The following is a 26,420-nucleotide window of genomic DNA, read 5'->3' as shown; positions in this document are numbered from 1 at the left end:
CTGTCACGCTCGCGTGACGGCGAGTGGTGCCGGTGACGCCCCCGTGTCCCCGGCAAGGCCGCCGCCCTCCGCCCACCCATCCTCAGTCAGGAGACCTATCCATGACGACGTACCAGACCTCGGCGTCGGCCCGCGCGGACCGCGGCACCACCGCGGCCGCCAAGCCGCTGCGCACCTTCCTCGCGCTCGACGCCGTCGTCACCGGCGGCAACGGGCTGATCTACCTGCTGGGCGCGGGCCCGGTCGGCGACCTGCTGGACCTGTCGACGGGCTTCCTGCGCGGCATCGGCGCCTTCCTGACCGTCTACGGCATCCTCGTGGGTGTGCTGGCGGCGCGTCAGGTGCCGTCCGCCCTGGCCACCAAGGTGGTCATCGAGGCCAACCTGCTGTGGGCCGTCGCGAGCGTGGCGGCGCTGGCCTTCGGCTGGCTCGACCCGAACACGGTCGGCACGGTGTGGACCCCGATGCAGGCCGTCGTGGTCGCCGCGTTCGCCTTCCTCCAGATGTCCGGCCTGAAGAAGCTGAACGCCGGCACCTGAACCCGCTGAAGAACGGACTGTGGGGCCCCACCCGGAAGGGTGGGGCCCCACAGCGTTGTGCGGTGGTGCCGGCTGCACTCAGGCCGCGGCGGCGGTCAGCGCGCGGGTGAGGTGGTGGGCGAAGTCCGCGGTGACGGCCGGGGCGTGGTGGTCGATGTAGAAGTGGCCGCCGGAGTACTCGCGGTGGCCGAGGTAGCGGGGGCTGCGGGCGGCCCAGTGCGTCATGGCGTCGGGCGCCTCCTGCAGCGGGTCGGCGGCGCCGCCGTACGTGGCCAGGGGGCAGGTGACCCCGTCGCCGTCGTCGCGGAACTGGGCGGCCACCGACAGGTCGGCGCGCAGGGCGGGGACGACCAGGGCGAGCGTCTCGGGGTTCTCGTAGATCTCGGCGGGGAACGAGCCCAGCTTGCGGATCCAGCCGACGAGTTCCTCCTCGGGCATGTGGACCTGCTCGGGCGTGGGCTCGAAGAAGCCCACCGGGGACCAGCCGGAGGCGCCGAGGAGGACGGGGGCGGGGCCGCCGTCGCGCTCCATGCGCTGGGTCAGCCGGAAGGCGAGCTGGGCGCCGAGGCAGTGCCCGAAGAACGCGAAGGGCCGGTCGTCGAGTTCGTCGAGGACCGCCTCGTACAGGGCGTCGAGCAGCGGCTCCCAGTCGGTGTGGGTGGGCTCGGTGCGCCGGTTGTGGCGGCCGGGCAGGGTGACGGCCTGCGCGGCGATGTGCGGGGGCAGCAGGCCGGCCCAGTCGCGGTAGATGATGGCGCCGCTGCCCGCGTGCGGCAGCAGGAACAGCCGGATCTGTGCGTCGGCGGAGGGCTCGACGGGGTGGAACCAGTGACCGGCGGTGGACAGGTGGTCCGCGTGCTCCATGGTGGATGCCTCGTTCCTCACGTGAGATGGAAGGGTGGGGTGCGTGCCGTACGGGGCGGCCGGGCCCGCTCGGTGCGGGCCCGGCCGGACGGGGCGTGGGTCAGCCGAGGGCCCGCACGGCGGGCAGCACGATCTCGGCGATGTCCTTCAGCTGGGGCTCGGGGTCGAGCGAGCCGACGCGCAGCACCAGGTGGCGGGCGCCGGCCCGCACGTAGGAGGCCAGCCACTCGGCGCAGTGCTCGGGGGTGCCCCAGGCGTACGCCTGGATGGTGGCCATCTGCTGGAGGGAGCGCCCGTAGTAGTGGGTGATGTAGTGCTCCAGCTCGGCCTCGGCGGCGCGCGGGTCGCGGCCGACGGTGATGGTCGCGTAGAGGCCCGGGGTCACCGCGTCGGCGGGTCGGCCGGCCTCCTCGACGAGGCCGGCGAGGCGGCGCCGGGCGGTGCCGTACGCCTCGGCGGACGGCAGGAACGGCAGCCAGCCGTCGTAGAGCCGGGCCACGCGGCGCAGGACGCGCGGGGTGTCGCTGCCGGCCAGCCACAGCGGCGGTCCGCCGGGGCGGTGCGGGCGGGGCAGCCGGTCGAGCCGGTCGGCCTGCCAGTGCGTGCCGTCGTGGGCGGTGGGGGCGCCGGGTTCGCCGGCGCGCCAAGCGGTGCGCCACAGGGCGGTGATCTCGTCGAGCCGGCCGACCCGGCCCTCGAACGAGGCACCGACGGAGGCGAATTCCTCCTCGGTCTCCGGCATGGGGAAGCCGGAGCCGAGCCCCAGCACCAGGCGGGAGCCGCAGACGTGGTCGAGGCTGGAGATCATGTTGGCGCCGATGAGCGGGTGGCGCAGCGCCGGGGTGAGGGCGGCGGTGCCCAGGGTGACGCGGCTGGTGACGGCGCCGGCGGCGGAGAGCACCACGAGCGGGTCGAGGCGGGGCCGGGCGGTGAGGGAGTCGCCGGCCCACAGGGAGTCGAAGCCGAGCTCCTCGGCGCGGCGGGCGAAGTCGAGCAGCGGCGCGGCGGCGTAGCTGTCGGTGATGGCCTGTTCGCGGGTCGGCAGGAGGATGCCGATGCGCAGGGGCGGGGACGTCGGGTCGGACACGGCGGTCTGCCTCTCGGTCGGGCTCTACGGTCGGGGGGCTACGGGTGCGGGGCCACGGGCGCGGGCCTACGGCCGGGCGGCGGCGACGGCCGGCGTGGCGGGCCCGGTGGCCGGGAGGCCGGGGCCGGCCGGCTGGGTGACGCCGGCCAGCAGCGTCTCGCGGACCTCGCGGCGCAGGACCTTGCCGGCGGGGTTGTGCGGCAGGGCGCCGACCACGTGGTAGACCTCGGGGATCTTGTAGTCGGCGATCCGGCCGCGCAGGAAGCGCATCAGGTCGCGGGGGCGGGCGGTGCTGCCGGGCCGCAGGACGACGCAGGCGTGGGCCTGGTCGCCCCAGTACCGGTCGGGCAGGCCGACCACGGCGGCCTCGACGACGTCGGGGTGGTCGGACAGTTCCTTCTCCACCTCGGCGGGGTAGATGTTCTGCCCGCCGACGATGATGGTGTCGTTGATGCGGTCGCACAGGAACAGGTAGCCGTCGGCGTCGAGGTAACCGGCGTCGCCCATGCGCAGCCATCCGTCGTCCAGGGCGGCGGCGGTGGCGTCCGGCAGGTTCCAGTAGCCGAGCATGTGGGCGGGGGTGCGGACGCGGACCTCGCCGATCTCGCCGGGCGGCAGGTCGTGGCCGTCGGGGCCGGTGACCCGTATCTCGTTGCCGGGGCAGACGCGGCCCACCGAGCGCAGCATGGTGGTGCCGGGCCGGTGCGCCTCGGGCGGCAGGCACACCGCGACGCTGCCGGTCTCGGTGCTGGCGTAGATCTGGGCCAGTTCGCAGGGCAGCATCTTCAGGCAGCGGCAGAGCAGCGTCTCGGAGATGGGCGCGGCACCGTAGGCGACCTTGCGCAGGGAGGCGAAGGCCGCGGGGCCGGCGGCGGGTTCGTCGAGCATCATCTGGAGCATCGCGGGCGCGATGAACGTGGTGGTGACGCGGTGTTCGGCGATGAGGCGGACGGCCTCGCCGGGGGTGAACATGCCCATCACGACGTTGGTGCCGCCGGCGTTGAAGGTGTGCAGGAACCAGCCGATGCCGGCGATGCCGAAGCCGGGCAGGGAGATGAGGGCGACGTCGTCGGGCCGCCAGTCCAGCCAGTCGCTGCCGGCCTCGCGCAGGGCGTGCGGCAGGGTGAAGAAGCTGCGGTGGGCGAGGACGGCGCCCTTGGGCAGCCCGGTGGTGCCGCTGGTGTAGACCTGCACCACGGCGTCGTCGGGCCCGGTGCCCGGGTCCAGCGGGGTGCCGGGGTGGCCCTCGTACCAGCCGGCCAGGCCGCCGGGGCCGGTCAGCGGCACGCGGGTCACGCCGGGCAGGCAGGCCAGCGCCTGTTCGGCGGTGCGGCCGAACCGCTCGTCGACGAAGACGAGGCGGGCGCCGGAGTCCCGCAGGATGTGGGTGACCTCGCCGGGGGTGAGCCGCCAGTTGACGGGCACCAGCACCGCGCCGGTCTTGGCGCAGGCGAGGACGGCCAGGTAGTAGTGCTCCGACTCGCGGCCGAAGTAGGCCACGCGGGCGCCGCGGCCGATGCCGGCGGCGCGCAGGGCGTGGGCCGCCCGGGTGCTGCGGTCGTCCAGCTCGGCGTAGGTGGTGGTGCGCCCCTCGCAGACCACGGCCGGGTGGCCGGGCCGTTCGGCGGCGTGCCGGGCGGCGGAGCGGTGCAGGGTCCACTGTCTGCGGTCGGTCTCGTTCACCGGGTGAGTCACGGGTGGTCCGCCTCGCATTCTCGGTCTCGGGCCCTGCGTGGTGGGCCCGGTGGTGGCTTGGGGGAGTGCCCCGGAAGGGCGCCCGGCGAGCGCCCTTCCGGAGGCGGTGCGGAGCGGGTTCAGACGGGCTGGTCCTCGGGGACCAGGCGGCTGTCGAGGAACTCGGTGAGCTGCCGCACCGACGGGTGGTCGAGCGTGAGCGAGGCCGGCAGGGTGAGCCCGAACATCTTCTCCAGCGCGGACTTGACGGTCATCGCCATCAGGGAGTCCAGGCCGAGGGAGACGAACTCGGCGGTGGGGTCGAGCTCCTCGTCGTCCTCCAGGTGCAGGACGGCCGCGACCTGGGCGCCGACGAGGGCCGCGGTGACGGCGCGGCGCTCCTCGCGGGGCCGGGCCAGCAGCTCGGCGAGGTCGAGGCCGCCGCCGGTGTCCTGCGCGGCGCGGGTGACGAGCCGGGAGAAGAAGGCGTCCTGGACGGGCGCGCCGGCGGTGTAGGCGTTCCAGTCGAAGTCGCCGACCACGCGCTGCACGACGGGGCGGCCCCACATCCCGGCCAGGGCGCGCAGGGCGCGGGCGGGCGAGAAGAAGCGGACGCCGCTGCGGTGCACCTCGCGGGCCAGGTCGTCGTCCAGGCGGGCCGACATGCCGACCCGGGACCAGGCGCCCCAGTTGACGGAGAGGCCGGGCAGGCCCTGGCGGGCGCGCCAGTCGGCGAGGGCGTCCAGGTACGAGGCGGCCGCCGCGTAGTGGCCCTGGGTGGCGCCGCCGAGGACGGAGGCGACGGAGGAGTAGACGACGAAGAACTCCAGCTCGGGGAAGAGCCGCCCGGCCTCGTGGAGCAGCCAGCCGCCGTAGACCTTGGCGGTGAGCTGTTCCTCCATGGCCTTCCAGTCGAGTTCGGCGACGAGCGCCTTGCCGATCTCGCCGGCCGCGTGGATGATGCCGCCGACCGGGGCGGGCCCGTCGAGGAGTTCGGCGGTCATGCGCCGGACGTCCTCCTCGCGGCCCACGTCGGCGCGGACCACGGTGACCTCGGCGCGCTCGGAGAGGGCGGCGAGGATGCCGGCGGCCTCGTCGGTGGCCTTGCCGCGGCGGCTGACCAGGGCGAGGTGGCGGGCGCCGAGGTCGACGAGCTTCTGCGCGGTGGCCAGGCCGAGGCCGCCGAGGCCGCCGGTGACGACGTACGTGCGGTCGGGCCGGATGGTGACGTGGCGCGGTGCCGGGGCGCCGTCGCCGGCCCAGGCCGGGTCGGCCACGTCGGCGGCCACGCTGACCAGGGCGGTGGCGGAGGCGGGGCCGTCGGCGACGACGCGCAGGGCCTCGTCGATCTCGTCGGGGCCGTAGGCGTTGCCGGAGGCGGGGACGTCGGCGGCGTGCTCGGCGTCGGCGGACGGGACGGTCACGGTGGAGCGCAGGGTGCCGTGGCCGCGGACGAACACCTTGTCGCCAGGGGCGAAGGCGGCCTGCTCGCCGGCCGCGACGACGGTGCCGTGGCAGGAGGTGCCGAGCACCGGAGCGGTGGCGCCGGGGTCGCCGGCGTCGCCGGGCAGGCCCTCCAGGGCGGTGCGGGCGTCGTCGGGGGTGAGGGTGACGGTGTCGACCCGGACCTGGATCTCGTCGCCGACGGGGGCGCGGTCCTCGGCCGGCGCGGGCGCCAGCGCGGTGAGGTCGCCGTCGGCGGGGGCGCGGAACGCGAAGCCGGCGCCGTCCGGGAGGGTGGCGTCGCCGGCGAGGAGCCGGCGGACGTGGCGCCGGCCGCCGCGGTAGGCGACCTGGAACTCGTCCTCGGCGCCGGCACGCCACTCGTCGAGGAGGGAGGAGAACGGGAACAGGTCGCCCTCGGAGGGCAGGTCGAGGAGGGTGGCCCGGTACTGGGGGTACTCGGTGAGCAGGACGCGGCCGAAGCCCCAGAGGGTGGCGGCGCCGAGCTGTTCGCCGGTGCCGGGCAGGTCGCCGGGGAGGCCCTGGGCCCGCTCGGTGACCAGCCACAGCCGCGGGGGCCGGGGCGCGGCGGCGCCCTCCAGGATCGCCACGACCTTCAGCAGGTGGCGGTAGTTGCGCTCGCACTCGGTGCGCAGCCGCTCGGCGGACATGGGCCCGTCGGCGGGGCGCCAGAACCAGGTGACGTCCGTGACCGAGCCGTCGGCGAGGACGGCCTCGAACTCGGCGCGGGTCGCGGCGTACGACAGCCGGACGTCGTGCCGGGCGGCCTGGCGCTCGAACGCGGCGAGCCGGTCCCGTCCGGCCTGGATGAGCACGGCGTGGCGGGGGCGGTCGGGGGCGGTGGCGGGGGCGGAGTGCCGTACCCAGCGGGGGCGGTGCAGGAACTGCTGCTCGGTGCCGGGGCGGGCGGGGCCGGTGAACTCGGCGCCGAGGAGCTCGGCGACGGGCTCGTCGCCCTCCAGCAGCAGCACGTCGGCGGTGCGCCGGGCGGTGCCGCCGGCCGGGGCGGCGACGCGGGCGGCGACCCGGAGGGTGGTGCCACGCGGCTTCTTGAACAGGCGGACGCGGCGGGCGGCGGCGAGGGTGAACACCGGTCCGTCGGCGTCGAGGGCGACGACGGCGTGCAGGGCCGCCTCCAGCAGGTCGCCGGGCAGGTGCTCGACGGCGGTGGCGTCGCGGGCGGTGAGCGTGGCGGTCACCACTCCCCCGTCGTGCGCGCTCACCTCGGTGAGCAGGGCGAGGCCCGCGCCGATGTCGCGGCCGACGGCGGTGAGGTCGGTGTAGACGTCCTCGGCGGTCACGGTCTCGACGGGTGCACCGGCGGTGGCCGGCAGGGCGCGCAGCTCCGGGGCCGGTCCGTCGGTGCCGGCGCCGGCGGTGATGCGGGCGGTGGCGTGCAGCCGCTCCTCGCCCTCGGTGACGCTGACGACCTCGGCCTCGGCCCCGCCGTCCGCCGGGCGCAGCCGGGTGACCAGGGTGATCTCGGTGTCGTCGGGCAGCGGCAGCGGCTCGTGCAGCCGCAGCCCGTCGAGGCCGGCGCGGGTGTGGCCGTACACCGCGTCCTGGAGGGCGAGCAGCTGGTCGACGTGGGCGGCGGGGGGCAGCACGTGCTGGTCGCCGGCGCGGTGGTGGCCGAGAGCGGCGAGGTCCTCGCGGACGACGACGGCCGTGAACTCGCGGGTGCCGGCGGGGCTGCCGGCGGGCGTGGTCTCGGTGCCGAGGAGAACGTGGTGGGCGGCACCGCCGGTGGCGGTGCGCCGGGTGGTGGGGGTGGGCAGCCAGTAGCGCTTGCGCTGGAAGGGGTAGGTGGGCAGGTCGGTGCGGGGCAGGGTGCGGCCGCCGTGGACGCCGGTCCACGAGACGGTGAGCCCGGCCTCGTAGTACGCGGCGAGCGAGCGCAGCAGCGTGGCGTCGCCGGTGTCGCGGCGGCGCAGGCTGGTCAGCCAGAGGTGGTCGCCGTCGCCGAGGCAGCGGCGGCCGAGCGCGGTGAGGGCGCTGGAGGGGCCGATCTCGACGAAGGCGTGCCGGCCGCGCTTGCCGAGGGTGCGCATGCCGTCGAGGAAGCGCACGGGCTCGCCGATGTGCCGTACCCAGTACTCGGGGGTGGCGATCTCGGCGTAGCGGGCCACCTTGCCGGTGACGTTGGAGACGAGGCCGATGGCGGGCCGGTGGAAGGTGATGCCGGCGAGGGCGGCGCGGAAGTCGTCGAAGACCTCGGCCATGAGGGGCGAGTGGAAGGCGTGCGAGACGCCGAGCTGCTCGACGCGGACGCCGTCCGCGGTGAGGCGGGCGGTGACCTCAGCGAGGGCCGCGCTGCCGCCGGAGACGACGCACTGGTCGGGGGCGTTGACGGCGGCGAGGGCCAGGTCCGGGTGGCCGGCGAGGAGCGGTTCGACCTCGTGGGCGGGGGCGCTGACGGCGGCCATGCCGCCGGGGGCGGTGACGGACTGCATCAGGCGGGCGCGGGCCGCGACGAGGGTGACGGCGTCGGGCAGGGTGAACAGGCCGGCGACGGCGGCGGCGACGACCTCGCCGATGCTGTGGCCGATGAGGACGCCGGGCTTGACGCCCCAGGACAGCCACAGCTGGGCGAGCGCGTACTCGAGGGTGAACAGGGCGGGCTGGGTGTACCGCGTGCGGTGCACGGCCTCGGGGTCGTCGGCGGTGCCGAGGAGCAGGGCGCGGACGGAGATGCCGTCGAGGTGCGGGGCGAAGAGCTCCTCGCACGTGTCGACGGTGTCGCGGAAGACCTCGTACCGCTCGTAGAGCGCGGCGCCCATGCCGGGGTACTGGGAGCCCTGCCCGGCGAAGAGGAAGGCGACCTTGCGGATGCCGCCGGGGGTGGGCAGGTCCTCGCGGGCCAGGGCTGCGTCGAGGGCCCGGACCAGTTCGGCGCGGGGTGCGTCCCGGTCGAGGAGGGGCAGGGCGAGGCGGTGGGAGTGGTGGGCGCGGGCGACGTTGGTGGCGTGGCAGAGCCGGCCGGTGTCCAGGTCAGGGCGCTCGTCGAGGAGGCGGCGGTGGTTCTCCAGCTGGGCGCGGAGGGCGGCGGTGCCCTTCGCGGAGAGGGTGAGCATCCGGACGCCGCCGTCGCCGGCGGGCTCCAGGGCGGCGGGGGCGGGGGCCGGGGGCTGTTCCAGTACGACGGCGCCGATGGTGCCGGCGAAGCCGAAGCTGTTGACGACGGCGCGGCGGACGGGCGCGTCCCAGGGCTCGCAGGCGGTGGGGATGCGGACCGGGTAGAGGTCCCAGGGGATGCGGGCCGAGGGCTGTTCGAGGTTGAGGTGCGGGTAGATGGTGCCGGAGCGGATCTGCAGCAGCGCCTTGATGAGCCCGACGAGGCCGGAGGCGGGTTCCATGTGGCCGAGGTTGGTCTTGACCGAGCCCACGATCAGCGGGTCGTCCTTGGTGTGCGAGGCGGAGAAGACGTCGTTGATGCCGCCGAGTTCGATGGGGTCGCCCAGCGGCGTGCCGGTGCCGTGTGCCTCCACGTACTGGATGTCGCCGGGTTCGAGGCCGGCGGCGGCCAGGGCGTTGCGGATGACGCCCTCCTGGGCGACGCCGTTGGGGACGGTCAGGCCGGCGCTGTCGCCGTCCTGGCCGACGGCGGTGCCACGGACGACGGCGAGGACGGTGTCGCCGTCGCGCTGCGCGTCGGACAGCCGCTTGAGGACGATCACGCCGCAGCCCTCGGCGCGGGCGTAGCCGTCGGCGGACTCGTCGAACGTCTTGCAGCGGCCGTCGGGGGCGAGCATGTTGGCGTGGCTGAACATCACCGGGATGCGGGCGTTGTGCAGCACGTTGACGCCGCCGCACAGGGCGATGTCGGTCTCGCCGGCGCGCAGCCCCTGGACGGCGGCGTGCAGGGCGACCAGCGAGGAGGAGCAGGCGGTGTCGACGCTCATGCTGGGGCCGCGCCAGCCCAGGAAGTAGGACAGGCGCCCGGAGAGCGGGAACATGGTGATGCCGGAGGCGAGGTGGCCGTCGAGCTCCTCGTACGGCAACGACTCCAGCTCCAGGGCGTAGTCGATGGAGCTGGCGCCGATGTAGACGCCGCCGTTGCCGCGGCGCAGCGGGGTGGGGTCGACGCCGGCGTGCTCCAGGGCCTGCCAGGCGGTCTCCAGCAGCAGCCGCTGCTGGGGGTCCATGTACTGGGCTTCCTTCGGCGAGATGTTGAAGAAGCCGGCGTCGAAGAGGTCGACGCGGTCGAGGAAGCCGCCGCCGGTGGTGCGGATCTTGCCCTTTTCGGCGGGGTCGGCCGGGTCGCGCGGGGTGAAGGTGTCGGGGTCCCAGCGGTCCCGGGGCAGCGGGACGATGCCCGACCGGCCCTCCCGCAGGAACGCGTCGAAGGCGTCGAGGGAGTCGCAGCCCCCGGGGAAGCGGAGCCCCACGCCGATGACGGCGATGGGCTCGCTGGGGGCGTGGTGTGAGGACTGGCGCGGCATGTCCGCTTCTTCTCCTTGTGTCCCTGTGCGTCGTGGGGGCTGATGGGCGCGGCCCGGCGGGCGGACCGGGGACGGACGGCGGCGGCCTACGGCTCCCCGCGCCCGTCGGCGAGGACGTCGGTCAGGTGCTGCACCAGCTCGTCGACGGTGGGCCGGCTGAAGAGCACGGTGGTGTCGATGGGCAGCCCGAGGGTCTCCTCGAGGGTGCGCCGGACGTTCATCAGGCGCAGGGAGGTCAGGCCGATTTCGAAGAAGTTGCTGTGCAGCGGCAGTTCCTCGTCGTCGTCCATGAGCAGGGCCCGGCGGAACTCGGTGGTCACCAGTTCCTCGACGGCTTCCCCGAGTTCGGTGCCGGGCAGGTCACGCAGCTGCAGGAGCGTTTCGGTCGGTGCTGTCATAGGAATTCCCCGTCGCGGTGGGTGGCCCGGTGCCCGGCGGGCGCCGGCCGGCTCGTGGCCGAAGGTGGTGACACGCTGCCCAGCCCGGCTGACCGCGCACTGACACGGCGCTGATCAGCACGGAAGCGGAGATTCGGGGTCGGGTTGCGGGACGGTGGCGGGACGTTGCGCGGGCCTGGGGGAATCAGCAGCGCGTCAGTGGCGGGTCAGGCCGGGTTGACACGATCGCCTCGATTCGGACGGAAACCGCTCACCGACGGACGGGACCGACCGGCCCGCCCCGGAAAGGCCTGAGAATGCTTCTCGATGAATCGGCGGGGAGGACTTCCACCGCGAATTCCTCTACTGCCGCCCCGAGTGCCGGGGACCGGCACGACAGTGATTCTTTGCGCAGTTATCCGCTCTACATCGGCGGCAAGGACATCGAGGGCGACGACTGGGTGTACACCGTCAGCGGCCGTTCGCTGCTGGAGGACGTGTTCACCAGTGTCAGCCTCAAGCGAGCCCTGGAGAAGGACCCGCACTCCGAGGCCGCGCACCACCCGTACGTGGTGGGCCGGTGCGCCATCGCCGACGACGCCGCCATCGACCTGGCCTCCGAGGCCGCGGCGGCCGCGGCCCCCGGCTGGGCCGCGGTGCCGCTGGGCCGCCGGATGCGGCTGGGCACCCGGTTCCGCGAGGAACTCCTGCGCCGCAAGGACGAGTTCATCCAGATGCTGGTGGACGAGGCGCACCCGGTGAAGCTCGCCCGCTGGGAGCTGAGCTGCCTGCTGCAGATCTACAGCGAGGAGAGCCTCGGCTGGTACCGGCAGCAGATGCACACCGAGTTCCGGCACGGCGGCCGGCGGCTGATCGTGCGCCGCCAGCCGGACGGCGTGGTGGGCTTCAACCCGCCGCAGAACGCCCCGCTGCCCAGCGCCGCCCTGGCCGTGCTGGCCCTGATGGCCGGCAACGCCGTGGTGGTGCGCGCCCCGCGCAGCATCGCGCTGAGCACGATGTGGCTGCTGCGGGACGTGGTGGCGCCGCTGCTGGACGAGCTGGGGGCGCCGCCCGGCACCCTGAACGCGGTCTGCGGCAACCCCAAGCAGACCCTGGACCGCTGGGTCGAGTCGCCGCTGATCGACGACATCTTCTACATCGGCGGCAGCCAGGAGGGCCTGCGCTTCGAGCAGCGCTGCGTGGCCAACGGCAAGAAGCCGATCCTGGAGCTGGCGGGCAACGACGGCATCGTGGTGTGGTCCGACGCGGACGTGCCCAAGGCCGCCGAGGCCATCACCGAGGCGTTCTTCGGCTCGGGCCAGATCTGCATGGTGCCCAACTACGTGCTGGCCCACCCCGACGTCGCCGAGGCGCTGATCGACGAGGTACGGGAGCAGGTGAAGACCGTCCGGCCGGGCTACCCGGAGGACGAGGACGTGCTGCTGTCGCCGGTGCGGCGCAGCGAGCGGTTCTTCGCCCTGCTCCAGCAGGCGCTGGACAACGGCGGCACCATCGTCACCGGCGGCCGGCGCACGGAGCTGGACGGCACACCGTCGGAGACCGGTGTCTTCCTGGAGCCGACCGTGGTGCGCGTGGACGGGATGGCCGGGGCGCGCTCGTACGACCTGGTGCGGCAGGAGACGTTCTTCCCGCTGATCCCCATCGTGGTGGCGGAGCGGGCGCCGGACGAGGAACTGCTGGAGCGGTTCATCGACTTCGTCAACACCAACGAGTACGGGCTGCGCAACTCGCTGTGGACCGCGTCCGAGGACGTGATCGACGCGTTCGTGGCGCAGGTCGTCAACGGCGGCCTGCTGAAGATCAACGACTCGCACATCGGTTTCCTGCCCTACCTGCCCAGCCACGGCGGCACCGGGCTGACCGGCGGTGCGTTCGGCGAGGCCAACTACCCGATCCTCAAGACCTCGCACGTCCAGGGGATCAGCATCGCCCGGGACGTCAGCCCGCGCGACGCGGTGTTCGGCTCCTGACCGCCGCCCCGCGGACCACCCCGCGGCCCTCACACGACCGGAGATGACTCGTGCGTTCCCTCGATGAAGCTCGCGCGGTGTGCGAGCGTTACCACCCGGGCCTGGTCAAGGCCCTTGCGGAGATCCCCTACGCGGAGCGGGAGCGGCCCGGCGGGCCGGGCATCGCCCTCTTCCGCGAGTACGGCGGCGTGGGCCTGCTGGTGCCCGCCGAGTACGGCGGGCACGGCGCCGGGCCCCTGGACGCCGTGCGGGTGCAGCGGGCGCTGGGCGCGCTGTCGCCGTCGCTGGCCGCCGCGGTGACCATGCACCACTTCACCGTGGCCATGCTGTTCGCGCTGGCGGCCGACGGCGGCCGGCTCTCCCCGGCCCAGCTGGACCTGCTGCACCGCGTGGTGCCCGACCAGCTGCTGCTGGCCTCCGGCTGGGCCGAGGGCCGCACCCAGCAGAACATCCTGGCCCCCTCGGTGACGGCCCGCCCGGTGCCGGGCGGCTACCGCCTCTCGGGCGCCAAGAAGCCGTGCAGCCTGGCGTCCTCGATGAACCTGCTGACCGCGAGCATCTCGGTGCCCGGCGAGGACGGCGCCCCGGAGCTGGCGCTGGCCCTGGTGCCGGCCACCTCCGAGGGCCTGTCGGTGCACCCGTTCTGGGGCAACGACCTGCTGGCCGCGGCGGAGAGCGACGAGGTGCGCCTGGAGGACGTGTTCGTCCCCGAGGAGCTGGTGGTGCGCACCTCGGCCGAGGACCCGGGGCGGCTGGACGACCTCCAGACGGCCGGGTTCATCTGGTTCGAGATGCTCGTCTCCGCCGGGTACGCGGGGGCCGCCGCGTCCCTCGTCGAGCTGGTGCTGGAGCGGGACCGCGGCGCGGCGGCCGAGCGGGCCGCGCTGGCCGTGGCCTGCGAGGCGGGCTTCGCGCTGCTGGAGGGCGCGGCCCGGGCGGTGGCCGATGGCGAGGAGGGCGAGGCCGCGGTCGCCGGGGTGCTGGTGGCGCGCTACGCGCTCCAGGACTCGCTGGCCCGCACCACGGACCAGGCCCTGGAGCTGCTGGGCGGCATGGACTTCATCCGCTCCTCCGACCACGTGCGGCAGGCCGCCTCCGCCCGCCCGCTGGCCTTCCACCCGCCGGGCCGCGGCGCGGCCGCGGAGCCGCTGCTGGCGTACTTCGGCGGCGGCGCGCTGGAGCTGTCGTAGCCCCGCCCGGCGCCCCCCTTCCTTCCGAGAGCTTCCTTTGGAGAGTTCCATGAGTGTGATCCAGGACGTCCGGGTCAGTGCCGAGGCGGAGGTCCTCGGCCTGTACCGGGCGCACCTCAGCAAGGGCAGGGCCACCCTGGCCGAGCTGTTCGGCAGCCACATGGAGGTCGAGTCCTCCGGCGCCTGGCTGACCACCAGCGACGGCGAGCGGTTCCTGAACGCCGGCGGCTACGGCGTGTTCGTCATGGGCGCCCGGCACCCCGTCGTGATGGACCACGTGCTGCGCCAGCTGACCACCCACCCGACGGCCACCCGCATCCTGCTGGAGCCCACGGCGGCCCGCGCCGCCGAGGCGCTGGTGTCGGTGATGCCCCCGGGCCTGGACCGGGTGCACTTCGCCCTCTCCGGCGCCGAGGCGGTGGAGACCGGCCTGAAGCTGGCCCGGGCCGGCGGCCGCAAGCGCACCGTGTCGATGAAGGGCGGCTACCACGGCAAGACGCTGGGCGCCCTGTCGGCCACGGCGAAGGAGGTCTACCAAGCGCCGTTCCGGCCCCTGGTGCCCGACTTCGTGCACCTGCCGTACGGCGACGCGGACGCGCTGCGCGAGGAGCTGCGGGCCCACCCGGGCGAGGTGTGCGTCATCCTCGAGCCGGTCCAGGGCGAGGGCGGCGTGATCATCCCGCCCAAGGGCTACCTCAAGCAGGTCGAGGAGCTGGTCCGCGAGTACGACGGCTTCCTCATCATGGACGAGATCCAGACCGGCTTCGGCCGGCTGGGCGAGTGGTGGGGCGCCGACGCCGAGGGCGTGGTGCCGGACGTGCTGCTGACCGGCAAGGCGCTGGGCGGCGGTGTGATGCCGGTGTCGGCCGCGGTGGCCACCCGCAAGGCGTTCCGGCCGTTCGACAAGGACCCGTACGTCCACACCGCCACGTTCTCCGGCCAGCCGGTGCTGATGGCGGCCGTGCAGGGCGCGATCAAGGCGGTGCAGGAGGGCGACATGGTCGCCCGGGCCAAGGACATCGGCGAGCGGCTGCTGCCGAAGATCGCGAGGATCGCCCGCCGGAACATCCCGGACCTGGTCGTGGACGTCCGCGGTCAGGGCCTGCTCATCGGCGTGGAGCTCGTCGAGGCCGGCCTGGCCGGCGAGCTGCTGATCGAGCTGTTCAACCACGGTGTGGTGGCCAACCACTCCATGAACGGCAGCTCCGTGGTCCGGTTCACGCCCCCGGCGATCCTCACCGAGACCGACATGCAATTCCTCCTCAATGCGTTCGACAAGGCCACCTTGGACCTGGTCCGGGGTTCGGCCACGATGCCGGAAGGCGGTAACTGACCGTGCGACACGTGGAAATCGACGCCGTGGTGCCCTCCCAGCGGGCCGAGACGGTCTACGACAGCGTCGTCCAGTGGGACAAGTACCCGGAGCTGGCCCCGCACGTGCGGGCGACCACCGTGCACGCCACGCTGCCGGAGCCGCGCGGCAGTTCCAGCTGGGAGCTGCACTTCCGCAGCGGCCTGCTGAGCTGGACCGAGGACGACCACTTCCTCCGCGACCAGCTGCTGGTGCGCTTCGAGCAGAGCGACGGCGACTTCGAGAGCTTCACCGGCACCTGGGCGCTGCGCCAGGACGGCGACGACGTCGCGGTGCGCTTCGACGCCGACTTCGACTTCGGCATCCCCAGCCTGGAGGGCATCCTCGACCCGATCGCCGAGCGGGTCATCAAGGAGACGGTCGCCTGGGCCCTCGTCGGGCTGTTCCCCGGCACCCGGATCTCCGGGGGCATCGAGCTGGACGGCGCCCGTCCGGGCGACGTCGCGGCCTGACGCCCCACCCCCGCCGAGGAGGCACGCCGTGGACCAGGCAAATCCCTTCGAGACCCCGAAGACCTACCAAATACACCGGGCCGAGTACCTCGTCGGCTTCGCCGTCGCGACCGGGCTGCTGATCGCGCACTACGACGAGATCCGCTGGCTCCCCGCGATCGGGCTGTTCCTCTACATCGACCTGATCGGCTACATCCCGGGCGCCATCGCCTTCAAGCGCAGTGGCGGCCGGCCCATCGCCAAGACGTACTACGTCCTCTACAACGTCATGCACAGCCTCATCACCCAGGCCGTGGTCGCGGCGCTGTGGTGCTGGCTGGTGAAGCCGGAGTGGGCGCTGCTGGTGCTGCCGTTCCACCTCTTCGGCGACCGGGGGCTGTTCGGCAACTTCATGAAGTCGTTCGCCCTGCCCTTCGAGCCCGTGCGGCAGCCCGGCTACCTGCGGCTGCTGGACGACCTCGGGCTGCCGCACCCCAAGGCGGCCGGGCACGCGGTGACGGACCCGGTGCCGGTCGGGCACCGGCCGGCGGCCGCGGCCCCCACGGCCGCGGAGCCGGCCGCGCCGGCCGCCGCACGGCACGAGGCACTCCGGTGAGCGTCGCCGCCGCCCGCCTCCGCCCGGCCCCCCGGGCCGGCGGGACGGGCCCGCAGAGCCGCAAGCGGCGCAGCCGGGCGCTGGCCCAGCTGGCCTCGCCCGTCTCGGTGCTCACCGTCTGCCACGGGGGCCGGCTGCACGGCACCACGGTCAGCACGGTCACGGCGGTCTCCCGGGAGCCGCTTTTGCTGGGCGCCTGCCTGCGGGCCGGCTCGGTCTTCGCCGAACTGGCGGTGGCCGAGGGCCGGTTCGTGGTGAACGTGCTGGACGCCGGGCAGGGCGAGCTGGCCCGCTGGTTCGCCGACGGCTCCCGCCCCACCGGTGCCGAGCAGTTCGCCGGCATCGCCTGGGAGGCCGACCCGTACGCGAGCGCGCCGCTGATCGACGGTGCCCTGGCGCACTACACCTGCCGGGTCTTCGACACCCCGCGCGTCGGTGACCACGACGTGCTGCTCGGCCAGGTGACCCGGACCGCCGTCCACGACGGCGCCCCCCTGCTCAGTTACGCCGGCGGCCTGTTCGCCGGACCCCACCGGAAAGGAAATCAGCACGATGTCTGACGCCGTGGCGCCGGAGGCGGACTGGGACCGGGCTCCCGGACTGCTGGACGGTGCGAAGGAACTCACGCTCGGCCCGGAGCAGTGCAACCTCGCGTACTGGATCACGGAGGTGGCCCAGGGCACGCTGCGCGACCGCGGCACGACCGGCCACCACGAGAAGGCGCTCGTCCCCGACTTCCTGAAGGAGCCCGGCCCGCTGCGCGAGGCCCTGGTCCTGGAGTTCGGCTTCCGGGGCCTGTCCGAGGAGATCGCCACCCGGCTGCTGGGCCACTACGTGCCCATCGCCCCCGGCGTCCCCGAACTGGAGTTCTACGCCACGCAGCTGCTGGACGAGGCGCGGCACGCCCGGGTGTTCCGCAACCACCTGGTCGAGCTGGGCATGCCCGCGGCCACGCTGCTGCGCGACATCGACGAGATGGCGGCCGACTACCGGGCCCGGGTGCTCAAGCCCGTGGAGGACTTCACCCTGGAGATCGTCCGCGACCAGCAGGACTTCGTCGGCGGCGTGGCGGTCTTCGCCATCGTCATCGAGGGCGTGCTGGCCCCCGCGGCCGAGCTCAGCGAGCGCAAGTGGACCCCGCTGTCGCCGGCCACCGGCGAGATCTCCCGGGGCACCGCCATCGACGAGATCCGCCACCTGACGGTGGCCAGCACCATCCTCCGCGACCACGTCGCGGCCCGCCCGGAGTACCGGCCGCGGCTGCTGGAGATCCTGCGGGCCGGCGTGGAGCTGTGGGACCGGGTGCCGGACCGCGAGTTCGTCATCCACCGCGAGGAGCTGTTCCAGCAGGGCATGGCCGAGCACGCCGACCTGATCGGCGACTACGAGATCTGGCCGGGCGTGCGGATGCTGGACACCACCGCCGAGCAGCGCTACGACATGGCCGAGCGGTGGACGGACGAGATGGCCGAGGCCCGCATGGCGTACATGGGCCTGCCGGTCGACGTGCTCGCCACCGCCGAGGGCACGGACGGCGCGGCGGCCGGCGGGCCGGCGGAGAAGGCCGCATGAGCGGCCGGGCCGGGCGGGCCGCCGTCGTCTGCGGCGTCGGCGGGTACGTACCCCCCGGCGTGGTGACCAACGAGGACCTCACGGCCCGGCTGGACACCTCCGACGAGTGGATCCGCAGCCGCACCGGGATCGCCACCCGGCACGTGATCGAGCCGGGCACGGCCACCTCGGACCTGGCGGTGGAGGCGGGCCTGCGGGCGCTGAAGTCCTCCGGCGAGGCACGTGCCGACGCGGTGGTGCTCGCCACCACCACCCCGGACCAGCCCTGCCCGGCCACCGCCCCGCAGGTGGCGGCCCGGCTGGGACTGGCAGGCGCGGCGGCCTTCGACGTCTCGGCGGTGTGCACCGGCTTCCTCTACGGGCTCGCCACCGCCTCCGGCCTCATCGCGGCCGGCACGGCGGAGCGGGTGCTGCTGATCGCCGCGGACGCCTTCACCACCATCATCGACCCGCAGGACCGCGGCACCGCGGTCATCTTCGCCGACGGGGCGGGGGCCGTGGTGCTGCGGGCGGGCCGCCCCGACGAACCGGGGGCGGTCGGCCGGACCGTCCTCGGCAGCGACGGGGACCACCGGCACCTCATCGAGGTACCGGCGGGCGGCTCCCGGCAGCGCTCCACCGGGCTGCCGGCCGCCCCCGGCGAGGAGTTCTTCCGGATGCACGGCCGCGACACCTACCGGATGGCCGTCGAACGCATGACGGCCGCCTCGAAGGCGGCCGTCGAGAGCGCCGGCTGGGACCTGGCCGACGTGGACCGCCTCGCGGCGCACCAGGCCAACGCCCGCATCCTCACGGCGGTCGCCGAACGGCTGGGCATCCCGCCCGAGCGGCAGCTGTCGAACATCGAGCACGTCGGGAACACGGGCGCCGCGTCCATCCCGCTGCTGCTGGCCCAGGCCGCCGAGGCCGGGGACCTGGCGGCCGGCCACCGGGTACTGCTCACCGCCTTCGGCGGCGGGCTGGCCTGGGGCTCGACCACCCTCGTCTGGCCCGGCCTCGACGTCTGAGGACGTCCGCGCCGGCACCACGACCGCACCACGCGAAGCACAACCGAGCGAACGCACACCCACGAAGGGAAGACCCCATGTCCGCCATGCTGGAGCAACTGAAGGACATCCTCGTCAACAAGCTGAAGGTGACGCCGGACCAGGTGGTGCCCGAGGCCACGCACGAGGACCTCGAGCTCGACTCCCTGGCCGTCGTCGAGCTGTCGCTGGTGCTGGAGCAGGAGCTCGGCATCAGGATCAGCGACGACGAGCTGCTGGAGGCCCCGACGATCGGCGACATGGTCGCCCTGATGGACGAGCGGAGCGCCAAGGTCTGATGGCCGGCATCGATGTCGCTGTCACCGGGCTCGGCCTGGTCACCCCGGGCGGCATTGGGGTCGGGCCGAGCTGGGCGGCGGTGTGCGGCGGCCGGTCGGCCGCCGCGCTCGACCCCGCCCTGGAGGACAATCCCGTAAGGATCTCCTGCCGGGTGCCGGACTTCCGGCCCGACGAACTGCTCGGCGCGCGCCGGGCCCACCGGCTCGACCGCTTCGTGCAGTTCGCACTGGTGGCCGCCCGGGAGGCGATCGAGGACGCCGGGCTGGACCCCACGACCTGGGACGGCGCCCGGGTCGGGGTGGTGCTCGGCTGCGCCGACGGCGGGCCGGGCACGGTGGAGGAACAGCACCACGTGCTGCGGCACAGCGGGGCCACCCGCGTCTCGCCGCTCCTGCTGCCCATGCAGCTGCCCAACATGCTGGCGGGGCAGACCGCCATCGAGTTCCGGGCCACCGGCCCCAACCTCGTGGTGGCCACCGCCTGCGCCTCGGGCGCCACCGCCATCGGCACGGCGCGCGACCTGCTGGCGCTGGACCGGTGCGACGTGGTGCTGGCCGGCGGCAGCGAGGCCATGATCACGCCGCTGGTGATGGCCGGCTTCGCGCAGATGGGGGCGCTCTCCAAGCGCGAGGACGACCCCGCCGCCGCGTCCCGCCCCTTCGACGCCGACCGCGACGGCTTCGTCGCGGGCGAGGGGGCGGGCGTCCTGGTCCTGGAGCGGGTGGCCGACGCGCGGGCCCGCGGGGCCCGGGTGCGCGGCCGGATCGTGGGGTACGGGGCGTCCGCGGACGCCCACCACATGACCAGCCCGCACCCGGAGGGCACCGGTGTGGAGGACGCCATGCGGGCGGCCCTGGCGGACGCCGGGGCGGGCACCGGGGACGTGGGGCACGTCAACGCCCACGGCACCTCGACCCCGCTCAACGACCTGGCCGAGGCCAAGGTGCTCAAGCGGGTGCTCACCTCCGACCCGCTGGTCACCTCGACCAAGGGCGTCACCGGGCACCTGCTGGGCGCGGCCGGCGCGGTGGAGGCCGCGTTCTCCGTCCTGGCGATGGAGCAGGGGGTCGTACCGCCCACGGCCAACCTGTCGGTGCTCGACCCGCGGGTGGAGGTGAAGGTCGCCGACACCCCCACGGAGGTCCGCACCGACCTGACCCTCAGCAACTCCTGCGGGTTCGGCGGGCAGAACGTGGTGCTGGCCATCGCGGCCGCATGACCCGCCGGGGCCCTTCGCCCCCTTTCCGGCCGTGGCCGGGGAGGGGGCGAAGGCATGCGCCCGTCACCCACATGGGACGAGGCCGGTGGGTGGGGAGGGGACGGACCAGCGGTCCGTCCCCTCCCCACCCACCGGCCTCGTCGTGACGACCGGACGCCGCCGCGGCTCAGACCGTCTCCAGCAGGGCGGAGCGCGCGTCGCCCACCGTGCTGAGGGCCGGGTGGTGCGAGAGGATGGCGTGCTCCACGCGCCGCAGGGACGGCGAGGGCTCCACGCCCAGCTCCTCGGAGAGGCGGTGCCACATGCGCCGGTAGGTGTCCAGCGCGTCGGCCTGCCGGCCCGAGCGGTACAGCGCGATCATGAGCTGTTCGCAGAAGTACTCGCGCAGCGGATTGCCGGCGTGGGCCTCGTGCAGCTCGGCGAGGATGGCCGAGTGGCGGCCGGCCCGCAGTTCGGCGTCGAAGAACAGCTCCAGGGCACGCATGCGGTACTCCTCGTACCGCGCCGCCGCCGTCTGGCAGACCGATCCGCCGGCGTGTCCGCCGAAGACCGGCCCGCGCCACATGGACAGGGCGGCCCGGGTCAGGGCGGCCGACTCACCGGGGTCGGTGGCGCTGACCACCTCGGCCTGCTTGACCAGGGCGACGAAATGGGCGGCGTCGAGTTCGCCGGAGGCGACGGCCAGGCGGTAGCCCGAGGGGTGCATGCTCAGGCGGGAGGCCGGCCGTTCGGGCTCCAGGTCCTTCAGCCGCCTCCGTAATCTGCTCACGTGCGCCTGCAGGGCGTTGGCCTCGTTCTCCGGCACGGACTCCCCCCACATCTCGTCGATGAGGGTGTCCCCCGCGATGGCCTGCCCCTCGCTGACCAACAACGCCTGGACGAGGGTGCGTTGGAGCCCTCCGGGGATCTCTGCCGGCCCACGCGGGGTGCGGATCTCCAAGGCTCCGAGTATCGAGAAGCTCAGCACGACTGTCTCCCTTTGCCGCTCTGTGCACTGGATGAGGGTGGTGTTGCTCGTGTTGACGGACACACGTCGCTCGGCTCGCAGCACACGGCGCACTGGTCCTCACCCCCCTGGCAGGACCCTCACTCAAAATATTACTTCACGACGGTATTTTTTCACCATCCCCCCGGGCCGCGGAGACCGGCGACCCGGGGTGGCGCACGCCTCAGCCGTGGCCGGCCGCGACCGCGCGCAACGTCCTGACGTGGCCCGGAAGATGGTCACGGGCCCGCGTCAGGAGGACATCGGCCCAGCACAACTCGTCGTCGAAGACTTCACGGCCGGCCCGGTCCACCAGGCGGACCCGGACTCCGGCGCCGGCCGAGGCCGCGGGCAACTCCCCCAACAGGCCCAGTAAACGCTCAGCACTTTGCCGGACGAGTGCTAGACGTTCGGCGTAGGTGGTGGCGGCCACGGTCTGGGCGATGACCACCCGGGACATGGCCGCCGCGTTGTCCACGCACGCGGCGCGGTCGGCCAGCAGGGCGCCGGCGGCGCGGGCGAGCATGTCGTCGGTGAGCGCGACGTGCACGAGCAGCCAGTCGGCCGCGGTACGGCCGGCCTCGGAGAGCGCCGGGGCCGCGCCGAGCGACTCGGCGGCGGTCAGCAACTCTTGGTACGCGCGGTCCAGTTCGCTGGTGTCCACGGGAACTCCCGGACGGGGGAACGAGGCGGACGGCATCCGGGACGGTGCCGCCGCGGCCACGCGGCCACAAAAAAGTCCCGGCGGGCCGTATCCGTGCATACGACCCGCCGAGACGTCACGCCCTTCACCGGCCCGGGGGAAAGCCGGGTGAGGGGCAGCCGCACGAGACCGGCGCACCCGGCGGAGAATTCCGCCGCACTACGCCCGCCCCACGTCCATGAATTCCTTCGCACCTCTCGGTGGTCAATTCTTCTGCGTATTTCGCGCCGTGCTTCCACGGCCTTTCGGCGGAGAGGGCAGGATTCGAACCTGCGCAGGCCGCACCGACCCGACCAAGAGCCTGGGCTCCGGTCCCCGATAAGCCACTCCGGGCACCTCTCCTCGTTCCCGGCCCGTTCTTCCGTGCCGTTCACGAGAACCAGACTGACAGCCCGCTCTGATACCCGGCTGACGCACCACTGACACAAAGAGAAATCATCATCCGTCACTTTCCGGCGCCGCCCGGTCCATGCTCTACTCTCCCCACCGCGATTCATTGGGAAGGGGACATCGAGTGTCCGCAACCGCCACCGCGGAGAACCCGGTTCTCCGGGCCGTCCGCACACACACCCAGGCAGAGAATTCCAGTTCGTTCCTCACGCTGAACAGCGGCAACAGCGTGTTCACCACCCCGGGCGCCGACGGCGTGATCGTCTACCGCACGACGGGCCGCTTCGCGGTGCAGCTCGGCGGCCCGTTCGCCGCGCCGGAGACGTACGACACCCTGCTGCGCCGCTTCACCGAGCACGTCCGCGGCCAGGGGCTGCGGCTGGTCGGCGTGCAGCTCCAGCGCCACGACGCCGAGCGGTACGCCGCGCAGGGCTTCACGGTCAACCAGATCGGCGCCTCCTGGGCCGTCTCGCTGCCGGAGTTCTCGCTGCGCGGCGGCCGGTTCGTCCAGCTGCGCAACAAGATCTCCCGGGCGCTGCGCAACGGCCTGGAGATCGCCGAGGTGCCGGCCGGCGACTACCACACCGCGCTGGAGGCCATCGACAACGCCTGGCTCGGCTCCAAGGGCGAGCAGGCCCGGCCGCTGGAGTTCCTGGTGGGCCAGCTCGGCGGGGACGCCCAGCAGCACCGGCGGCTGTTCGTCGGCACGATCGACGGCGCGCCGGTGGCCTACATCTCGTACTCCCCCGTCTACGGCAGCCGCGCCGGCTGGATGCACGACCTCAGCCGCCGCATCCCCAGCGGCTCGCCGGGGCTGATGGAGGCCATCAACGCGCACGCCATCGAGCGGTTCCGGGAGGAGGGCGTGGAGTGGCTGCACTTCGGCTTCACCCCCTTCACCGGCCTGGACGAGGCGAATGAACTGCCCGGGCACAGCCCCGCGTTCCAGTGGCTCATGCACTTCCTGTGGGAGCACGGCGAGGCGCTGTACCCGGCCCAGACCCAGCTGGCCTACAAGCAGAAATGGGCGCCGGACGCGCTGCTGCCGGAATACGTCGCCTTCGACGGGCAGGCGTCGCTGGCCTCGTTCGCCCACATCTTCCGCGCCTGCAACGCGTTCTGATCGCCCCCACGCGTTCTGCACACACCTGTATTCGAAGAGGTTTCCACATTCGCCCACGAGGAGGCGGCCATGACCCACCGGGAGAGCGGTACCGACGCCCTGCGGCAGTCGATGGTGGACTACCTGATGCGCATCATCGGACTGCCGGACGACGAAGAACTCGCCCGCGAGGCGGACGAGGTCGTCCGCGCGCTCGACGGCCGGCTGAGTACCGGCCGGCACGCCGCGGCCTGAACCCGGCCGCACCGGTGCGGTACGCACCGCCGCATTCACCGGTCAGCCCAGCATCAGCGACATATCAGCACGGCGCGAAAGGCTTCGCCGCAACTGTCCGCCCGGAGTGCGGTCCGGCGAATGCCGGCCGAATGCGGCGCACCGCGCACGACCGGGCGCCTCTTTTCCCACGGGAGCACCGAAAATGCGATCTCCACATCCGAGCACGACCGGTCCCGGGGGCGTCACCTCGCTCCGGGACCACCGTGCCACCCCCGCCCCGCAGCAGCGCACCGGCGCCTCGGCCACCTTCGCCGAGCTGCTGAAGCGCGTGAAGGCCGAGGGGCTGCTCGATCTCGATCCCCGCTACTACGCGTGGCGGCTGACGCTCAACACCTCGCTGCTGGTCGCCGGCATCGCCGCCTTCGTGCTGCTCGGCGACTCGTGGTGGCAGCTGCTGGTGGCGCTGTGGATGGGCCTGTGCGGCGGCCAGTCGGCCTTCATGTGGCACGACGCCGGCCACAAGGCCATGTTCCGCAACAAGACCGCCGCCTCGATCGTCGGCTACTTCCACGCCAACTTCGTCAACGGGGTGAGCTACGGCTGGTGGGTCAACCACCACAACCGTCACCACAGCAACCCCAACCACCTCGACATGGACCCCGACATCGGGCGCCGCACGGTCATCTTCGACCTCAAGCAGTACGCCACCCGCAAGGGGAGCCAGCGCTTCGTGGTCCGCTACCAGAGCGTGCTGTTCTTCGTGCTGCTGACGCTCGAGTCGTTCAAGATGCACAAGACCGCGGTGAAGTCGATAGCCGAGGGCAGGACCAAGCGCCCGGTGCTGGAGTCCACGCTGCTCGTGCTGCGCGTGGCGATCTACCTGACGGCCGTGTTCTGGCTGCTGTCGCCGCTGCTCGCGGTGGCCTTCATCCTGGTGCAGCAGGCCGCGCTCGGCGTGTACTTCGGCCTGATCTTCGCCCCCAACCACAAGGGCATGGCCGTCCGGGACGGGGAGAAGGAGACGCTGGACTGGCTGGAGCGCCAGGTCCTCACCTCCCGCAACATCCGCCCCTCCCGGCTGATCGACTTCCTCTACGGCGGCCTCAACTACCAGGTGGAACACCACCTGTTCCCCGCGATGCCGCAGAAGCACCTGGCCCGCGCCCGGGAGCTGACCCGCGAGTACTGCGCGGAACGCGGCGTGCCCTACCACGAGGTGGGGTTCTGGGCCTCCTACCGCGAGGTGGCCTCGTACCTGCACGAGGTCAGCGCCCCGATCCGGCGGGGCGAGGTGGGCCGCGACGGCCTGCCGGTGGCCTAGCCACCGGGAGGGCCGCCGCCGGCCGGGCCGGTGCGCCCGGCCGGCGGCCCCTCCTCCCGCTCCCCGCCCCCGCACGCCCTCCTCCCCGGGAACACCATGACCACCACCACCGTCCGCCCCGTGGTCGCGCCGTCCGTCGGCGACCGGCTCGACCGGATGCCGATCACCCCCATGCACCGCCGGCTCACCGGCGTCGTCGGCATCGGCCTGCTCTTCGACACCTTCGAGAACAACCTCTCCGGGACCGTCTCCAAGGTCCTCCAGAACGATTTCGCGTTCGGCGCCACCACGCTCAAGCTGGTGCTGGCGTCGGCGTTCATCGGCCAGTTCATCGGCTCGCTGCTGCTGGGCCGGATCGCCGACCGGTACGGCCGGCGGCGCGCCTTCCTCGTCAACCTCGCCCTCTACTCGGGCTTCTCGCTGCTGGGCGCCTTCTCCCCGAACGCCGCCTGGCTCATCGCCACGCGCTTCCTGGCGGGCATCGGCATCGGCGCCGAGCAGTCGCTCTCCGACTGCTACCTGGCGGACGTCCTGCCCGCCTCCAAGCGCGGCCGGTACACCGCCTGGGCCTACACCATCGCCTTCTGCGGGGTGCCCGCCGTGGGCTTCGCGGCGCTGTGGCTCGTCCCGCGCAGCCCGCTGGGCCTGGACGGCTGGCGCTGGCTCTTCGTCATCGGCTCGCTCGGCTCGGCGGTGGTGTGGGTGCTCCGCCGGCAGCTGATCGAATCGCCGCGCTGGCTGGCGGCGGTGGGCCGGCACGAGGAGGCCGAACGGCTCGTGGCCCGGATGGAGGCCCAGATCCCGGCGGGCACCGCCCGGCCGTACGCCGAGGCGTCCGCCCCGGCCGCGACCGCCGCCGCTCCCTCCGCGCCCGTGGAGCCGCCGCGGATACGGACGGTGCTCCAGGCCCCGTACCGCCGCCGGACGGTCATGCTGTGGCTGGTGTGCGTGCTGTCCGTGGTGGGCTACTACGGCTTCGGCTCGCTCGCGCCGCAGATCCTGGCCGCCAAGGGCTACGACGTCGTGGCCGGCCTCGGCTTCACCGCCCTGTCGTTCCTGGGCTACCCCATCGGCTCGGCGCTGTCCCTGCCGGTGATCGACCGCGTCGAGCGCAGGACGCTGGTGGCCCTGTCCGCGGGGGCGATGGTGGTCACCGGCCTCGGCTTCGCCTACGCCGCCTCGCCGGCGCTGCTGATCCTGGCCGGGTTCTGCTACACGCTCGTCAGCAACGTCTTCGCCAACGTCTCCCACGTCTACCTCGCCGAGCAGTACCCGACGGCGATCCGCGCCGCGGCCTCCGGCCTCGCCTACTCGCTGTCCAAGCTCAGCGCCGCGGCACTGCCGTTCGCCCTGCTGCCGGTGCTGGAGGCGTACGGCGCCGGGCCGCTGTTCGTGGTGATCGCCGCCGCGATGTCCCTGCTGGCGCTGAGCGTGCTGCTGCTCGGCGAGCGCACGACGGGCGAGTCGGTGGACCGCCACTGACGCCCTCCTCCCTTTCACCCACCCGCCTTCCCGACCG

The 26,420-nt window shown here is 73.5% G+C and carries 22 protein-coding genes and 1 tRNA gene; 15 read left to right on the top strand and 8 right to left on the bottom strand.

Annotation, left to right across the window (positions count from 1 at the left end):
* Nucleotides 1–101 precede the first annotated feature (101 nt).
* Entirely contained in the window at nt 102–539 is a 438-nt protein-coding gene (locus IE305_RS04480) for a hypothetical protein (RefSeq protein ID WP_190128015.1), read from the top strand.
* Nucleotides 540–617: 78 nt separating this feature from the next.
* Here the strand turns inward: IE305_RS04480 and IE305_RS04475 are convergent, their stop codons facing one another.
* The 5 genes from IE305_RS04475 to IE305_RS04455 form a co-directional block, all read right to left on the bottom strand.
* Complete coding sequence (locus tag IE305_RS04475; RefSeq protein WP_190128221.1) at nt 618–1,403, bottom strand: thioesterase II family protein; 786 nt, start codon at nt 1,401–1,403, stop codon at nt 618–620.
* 100 nt (nt 1,404–1,503) lie between these two features.
* Nucleotides 1,504–2,490, bottom strand: coding sequence for an LLM class flavin-dependent oxidoreductase (locus IE305_RS04470; RefSeq protein WP_190128014.1), 987 nt, complete (start codon nt 2,488–2,490; stop codon nt 1,504–1,506).
* Between the two features lie 66 nt (nt 2,491–2,556).
* Nucleotides 2,557–4,185 (bottom strand): long-chain-fatty-acid--CoA ligase, encoded by a 1,629-nt coding sequence (locus tag IE305_RS04465; RefSeq protein ID WP_229890517.1) that lies wholly within the window; start codon nt 4,183–4,185, stop codon nt 2,557–2,559.
* Nucleotides 4,186–4,304: 119 nt separating this feature from the next.
* Nucleotides 4,305–10,070, bottom strand: coding sequence for a type I polyketide synthase (locus tag IE305_RS04460; protein WP_190128012.1), 5,766 nt, complete (start codon nt 10,068–10,070; stop codon nt 4,305–4,307).
* A gap of 86 nt (nt 10,071–10,156) precedes the next feature.
* A complete protein-coding gene (locus tag IE305_RS04455; RefSeq protein WP_190128011.1) occupies nt 10,157–10,468 on the bottom strand; it encodes an acyl carrier protein in 312 nt (103 codons plus the stop codon).
* 296 nt (nt 10,469–10,764) lie between these two features.
* Between IE305_RS04455 and IE305_RS04450 the strand changes: the two genes are divergently transcribed.
* The 10 genes from IE305_RS04450 (at nt 10,765) to IE305_RS04405 (ending at nt 20,163) form a co-directional block, all read left to right on the top strand.
* A complete protein-coding gene (locus IE305_RS04450) occupies nt 10,765–12,438 on the top strand; it encodes an aldehyde dehydrogenase family protein (protein WP_190128010.1) in 1,674 nt (557 codons plus the stop codon).
* Between the two features lie 50 nt (nt 12,439–12,488).
* Entirely contained in the window at nt 12,489–13,628 is a 1,140-nt protein-coding gene (locus IE305_RS04445) for an acyl-CoA dehydrogenase family protein (protein ID WP_190128009.1), read from the top strand.
* Nucleotides 13,629–13,677: 49 nt separating this feature from the next.
* A complete protein-coding gene (locus tag IE305_RS04440; RefSeq protein WP_190128008.1) occupies nt 13,678–14,961 on the top strand; it encodes an aspartate aminotransferase family protein in 1,284 nt (427 codons plus the stop codon).
* A gap of 2 nt (nt 14,962–14,963) precedes the next feature.
* Nucleotides 14,964–15,452 (top strand): type II toxin-antitoxin system RatA family toxin, encoded by a 489-nt coding sequence (locus tag IE305_RS04435; protein ID WP_190128007.1) that lies wholly within the window; start codon nt 14,964–14,966, stop codon nt 15,450–15,452.
* A 28-nt stretch (nt 15,453–15,480) separates the two neighbouring features.
* A complete protein-coding gene (locus IE305_RS04430) occupies nt 15,481–16,047 on the top strand; it encodes a hypothetical protein (protein ID WP_190128006.1) in 567 nt (188 codons plus the stop codon).
* Nucleotides 16,044–16,607: a flavin reductase family protein gene (locus tag IE305_RS04425; protein ID WP_190128005.1), complete on the top strand. Its 564-nt coding sequence runs from the start codon at nt 16,044–16,046 to the stop codon at nt 16,605–16,607. The genes IE305_RS04430 and IE305_RS04425 overlap by 4 nt, the downstream gene beginning before the upstream one ends.
* Nucleotides 16,600–17,619, top strand: coding sequence for a ferritin family protein (locus IE305_RS04420; RefSeq protein ID WP_190128004.1), 1,020 nt, complete (start codon nt 16,600–16,602; stop codon nt 17,617–17,619). The genes IE305_RS04425 and IE305_RS04420 overlap by 8 nt, the downstream gene beginning before the upstream one ends.
* On the top strand, nt 17,616–18,626 hold the full coding sequence (locus IE305_RS04415) for a beta-ketoacyl-ACP synthase III (protein WP_190128003.1): 1,011 nt from the start codon (nt 17,616–17,618) through the stop codon (nt 18,624–18,626). The genes IE305_RS04420 and IE305_RS04415 overlap by 4 nt, the downstream gene beginning before the upstream one ends.
* Before the next feature lie 86 nt (nt 18,627–18,712).
* On the top strand, nt 18,713–18,943 hold the full coding sequence (locus tag IE305_RS04410) for an acyl carrier protein (RefSeq protein ID WP_190128220.1): 231 nt from the start codon (nt 18,713–18,715) through the stop codon (nt 18,941–18,943).
* Entirely contained in the window at nt 18,943–20,163 is a 1,221-nt protein-coding gene (locus tag IE305_RS04405) for a beta-ketoacyl-[acyl-carrier-protein] synthase family protein (protein ID WP_190128002.1), read from the top strand. Before IE305_RS04410 ends, IE305_RS04405 begins: the two co-directional genes overlap by 1 nt.
* Before the next feature lie 166 nt (nt 20,164–20,329).
* Here IE305_RS04405 and IE305_RS04400 read toward each other — a convergent pair whose 3' ends face one another.
* From IE305_RS04400 to IE305_RS04390, 3 genes are all read right to left on the bottom strand, one after another.
* Nucleotides 20,330–21,103, bottom strand: a complete 774-nt coding sequence (locus IE305_RS04400; RefSeq protein ID WP_229890513.1) for an AfsR/SARP family transcriptional regulator — start codon at nt 21,101–21,103, stop codon at nt 20,330–20,332.
* Between the two features lie 229 nt (nt 21,104–21,332).
* Nucleotides 21,333–21,812: a hypothetical protein gene (locus IE305_RS04395; RefSeq protein WP_190128000.1), complete on the bottom strand. Its 480-nt coding sequence runs from the start codon at nt 21,810–21,812 to the stop codon at nt 21,333–21,335.
* Between the two features lie 288 nt (nt 21,813–22,100).
* Nucleotides 22,101–22,193: transfer RNA gene (locus IE305_RS04390), tRNA-OTHER, on the bottom strand.
* A gap of 172 nt (nt 22,194–22,365) precedes the next feature.
* Between IE305_RS04390 and IE305_RS04385 the strand changes: the two genes are divergently transcribed.
* The 4 genes from IE305_RS04385 (at nt 22,366) to IE305_RS04370 (ending at nt 26,383) form a co-directional block, all read left to right on the top strand.
* On the top strand, nt 22,366–23,364 hold the full coding sequence (locus IE305_RS04385; protein WP_229890511.1) for a bifunctional lysylphosphatidylglycerol flippase/synthetase MprF: 999 nt from the start codon (nt 22,366–22,368) through the stop codon (nt 23,362–23,364).
* Nucleotides 23,365–23,433: 69 nt separating this feature from the next.
* Nucleotides 23,434–23,598, top strand: a complete 165-nt coding sequence (locus tag IE305_RS04380) for a hypothetical protein (RefSeq protein WP_190127998.1) — start codon at nt 23,434–23,436, stop codon at nt 23,596–23,598.
* 184 nt (nt 23,599–23,782) lie between these two features.
* Nucleotides 23,783–24,901, top strand: coding sequence for a fatty acid desaturase family protein (locus IE305_RS04375; RefSeq protein WP_190127997.1), 1,119 nt, complete (start codon nt 23,783–23,785; stop codon nt 24,899–24,901).
* A 96-nt stretch (nt 24,902–24,997) separates the two neighbouring features.
* Entirely contained in the window at nt 24,998–26,383 is a 1,386-nt protein-coding gene (locus IE305_RS04370) for an MFS transporter (RefSeq protein WP_190127996.1), read from the top strand.
* Nucleotides 26,384–26,420: the final 37 nt, after the last annotated feature.

The sequence above is a fragment of the Streptomyces mashuensis genome (assembly GCF_014654785.1).
In the GTDB taxonomy this organism is placed as follows: Bacteria; Actinomycetota; Actinomycetes; order Streptomycetales; family Streptomycetaceae; genus Streptomyces; species Streptomyces mashuensis.
Note: the sequence above shows the minus strand (reverse complement) of the source record. Positions and strands in the feature narration are given on the sequence as shown.

Excerpts from the sequence above, each read along its gene's own strand:
- IE305_RS04450 (WP_190128010.1), top strand. The coding sequence starts at position 10,765 with ATGCTTCTCGATGAATCGGCGGGGAGGACTTCCACCGCGAATTCCTCT.
- IE305_RS04380 (WP_190127998.1), top strand. The coding sequence starts at position 23,434 with ATGACCCACCGGGAGAGCGGTACCGACGCCCTGCGGCAGTCGATGGTG.
- IE305_RS04405 (WP_190128002.1), top strand. The coding sequence starts at position 18,943 with ATGGCCGGCATCGATGTCGCTGTCACCGGGCTCGGCCTGGTCACCCCG.
- IE305_RS04375 (WP_190127997.1), top strand. The coding sequence starts at position 23,783 with ATGCGATCTCCACATCCGAGCACGACCGGTCCCGGGGGCGTCACCTCG.
- IE305_RS04460 (WP_190128012.1), bottom strand. The coding sequence starts at position 10,070 with ATGCCGCGCCAGTCCTCACACCACGCCCCCAGCGAGCCCATCGCCGTC.
- IE305_RS04455 (WP_190128011.1), bottom strand. The coding sequence starts at position 10,468 with ATGACAGCACCGACCGAAACGCTCCTGCAGCTGCGTGACCTGCCCGGC.
- IE305_RS04415 (WP_190128003.1), top strand. The coding sequence starts at position 17,616 with ATGAGCGGCCGGGCCGGGCGGGCCGCCGTCGTCTGCGGCGTCGGCGGG.
- IE305_RS04480 (WP_190128015.1), top strand. The coding sequence starts at position 102 with ATGACGACGTACCAGACCTCGGCGTCGGCCCGCGCGGACCGCGGCACC.
- IE305_RS04370 (WP_190127996.1), top strand. The coding sequence starts at position 24,998 with ATGACCACCACCACCGTCCGCCCCGTGGTCGCGCCGTCCGTCGGCGAC.
- IE305_RS04420 (WP_190128004.1), top strand. The coding sequence starts at position 16,600 with ATGTCTGACGCCGTGGCGCCGGAGGCGGACTGGGACCGGGCTCCCGGA.
- IE305_RS04410 (WP_190128220.1), top strand. The coding sequence starts at position 18,713 with ATGCTGGAGCAACTGAAGGACATCCTCGTCAACAAGCTGAAGGTGACG.
- IE305_RS04440 (WP_190128008.1), top strand. The coding sequence starts at position 13,678 with ATGAGTGTGATCCAGGACGTCCGGGTCAGTGCCGAGGCGGAGGTCCTC.
- IE305_RS04475 (WP_190128221.1), bottom strand. The coding sequence starts at position 1,403 with ATGGAGCACGCGGACCACCTGTCCACCGCCGGTCACTGGTTCCACCCC.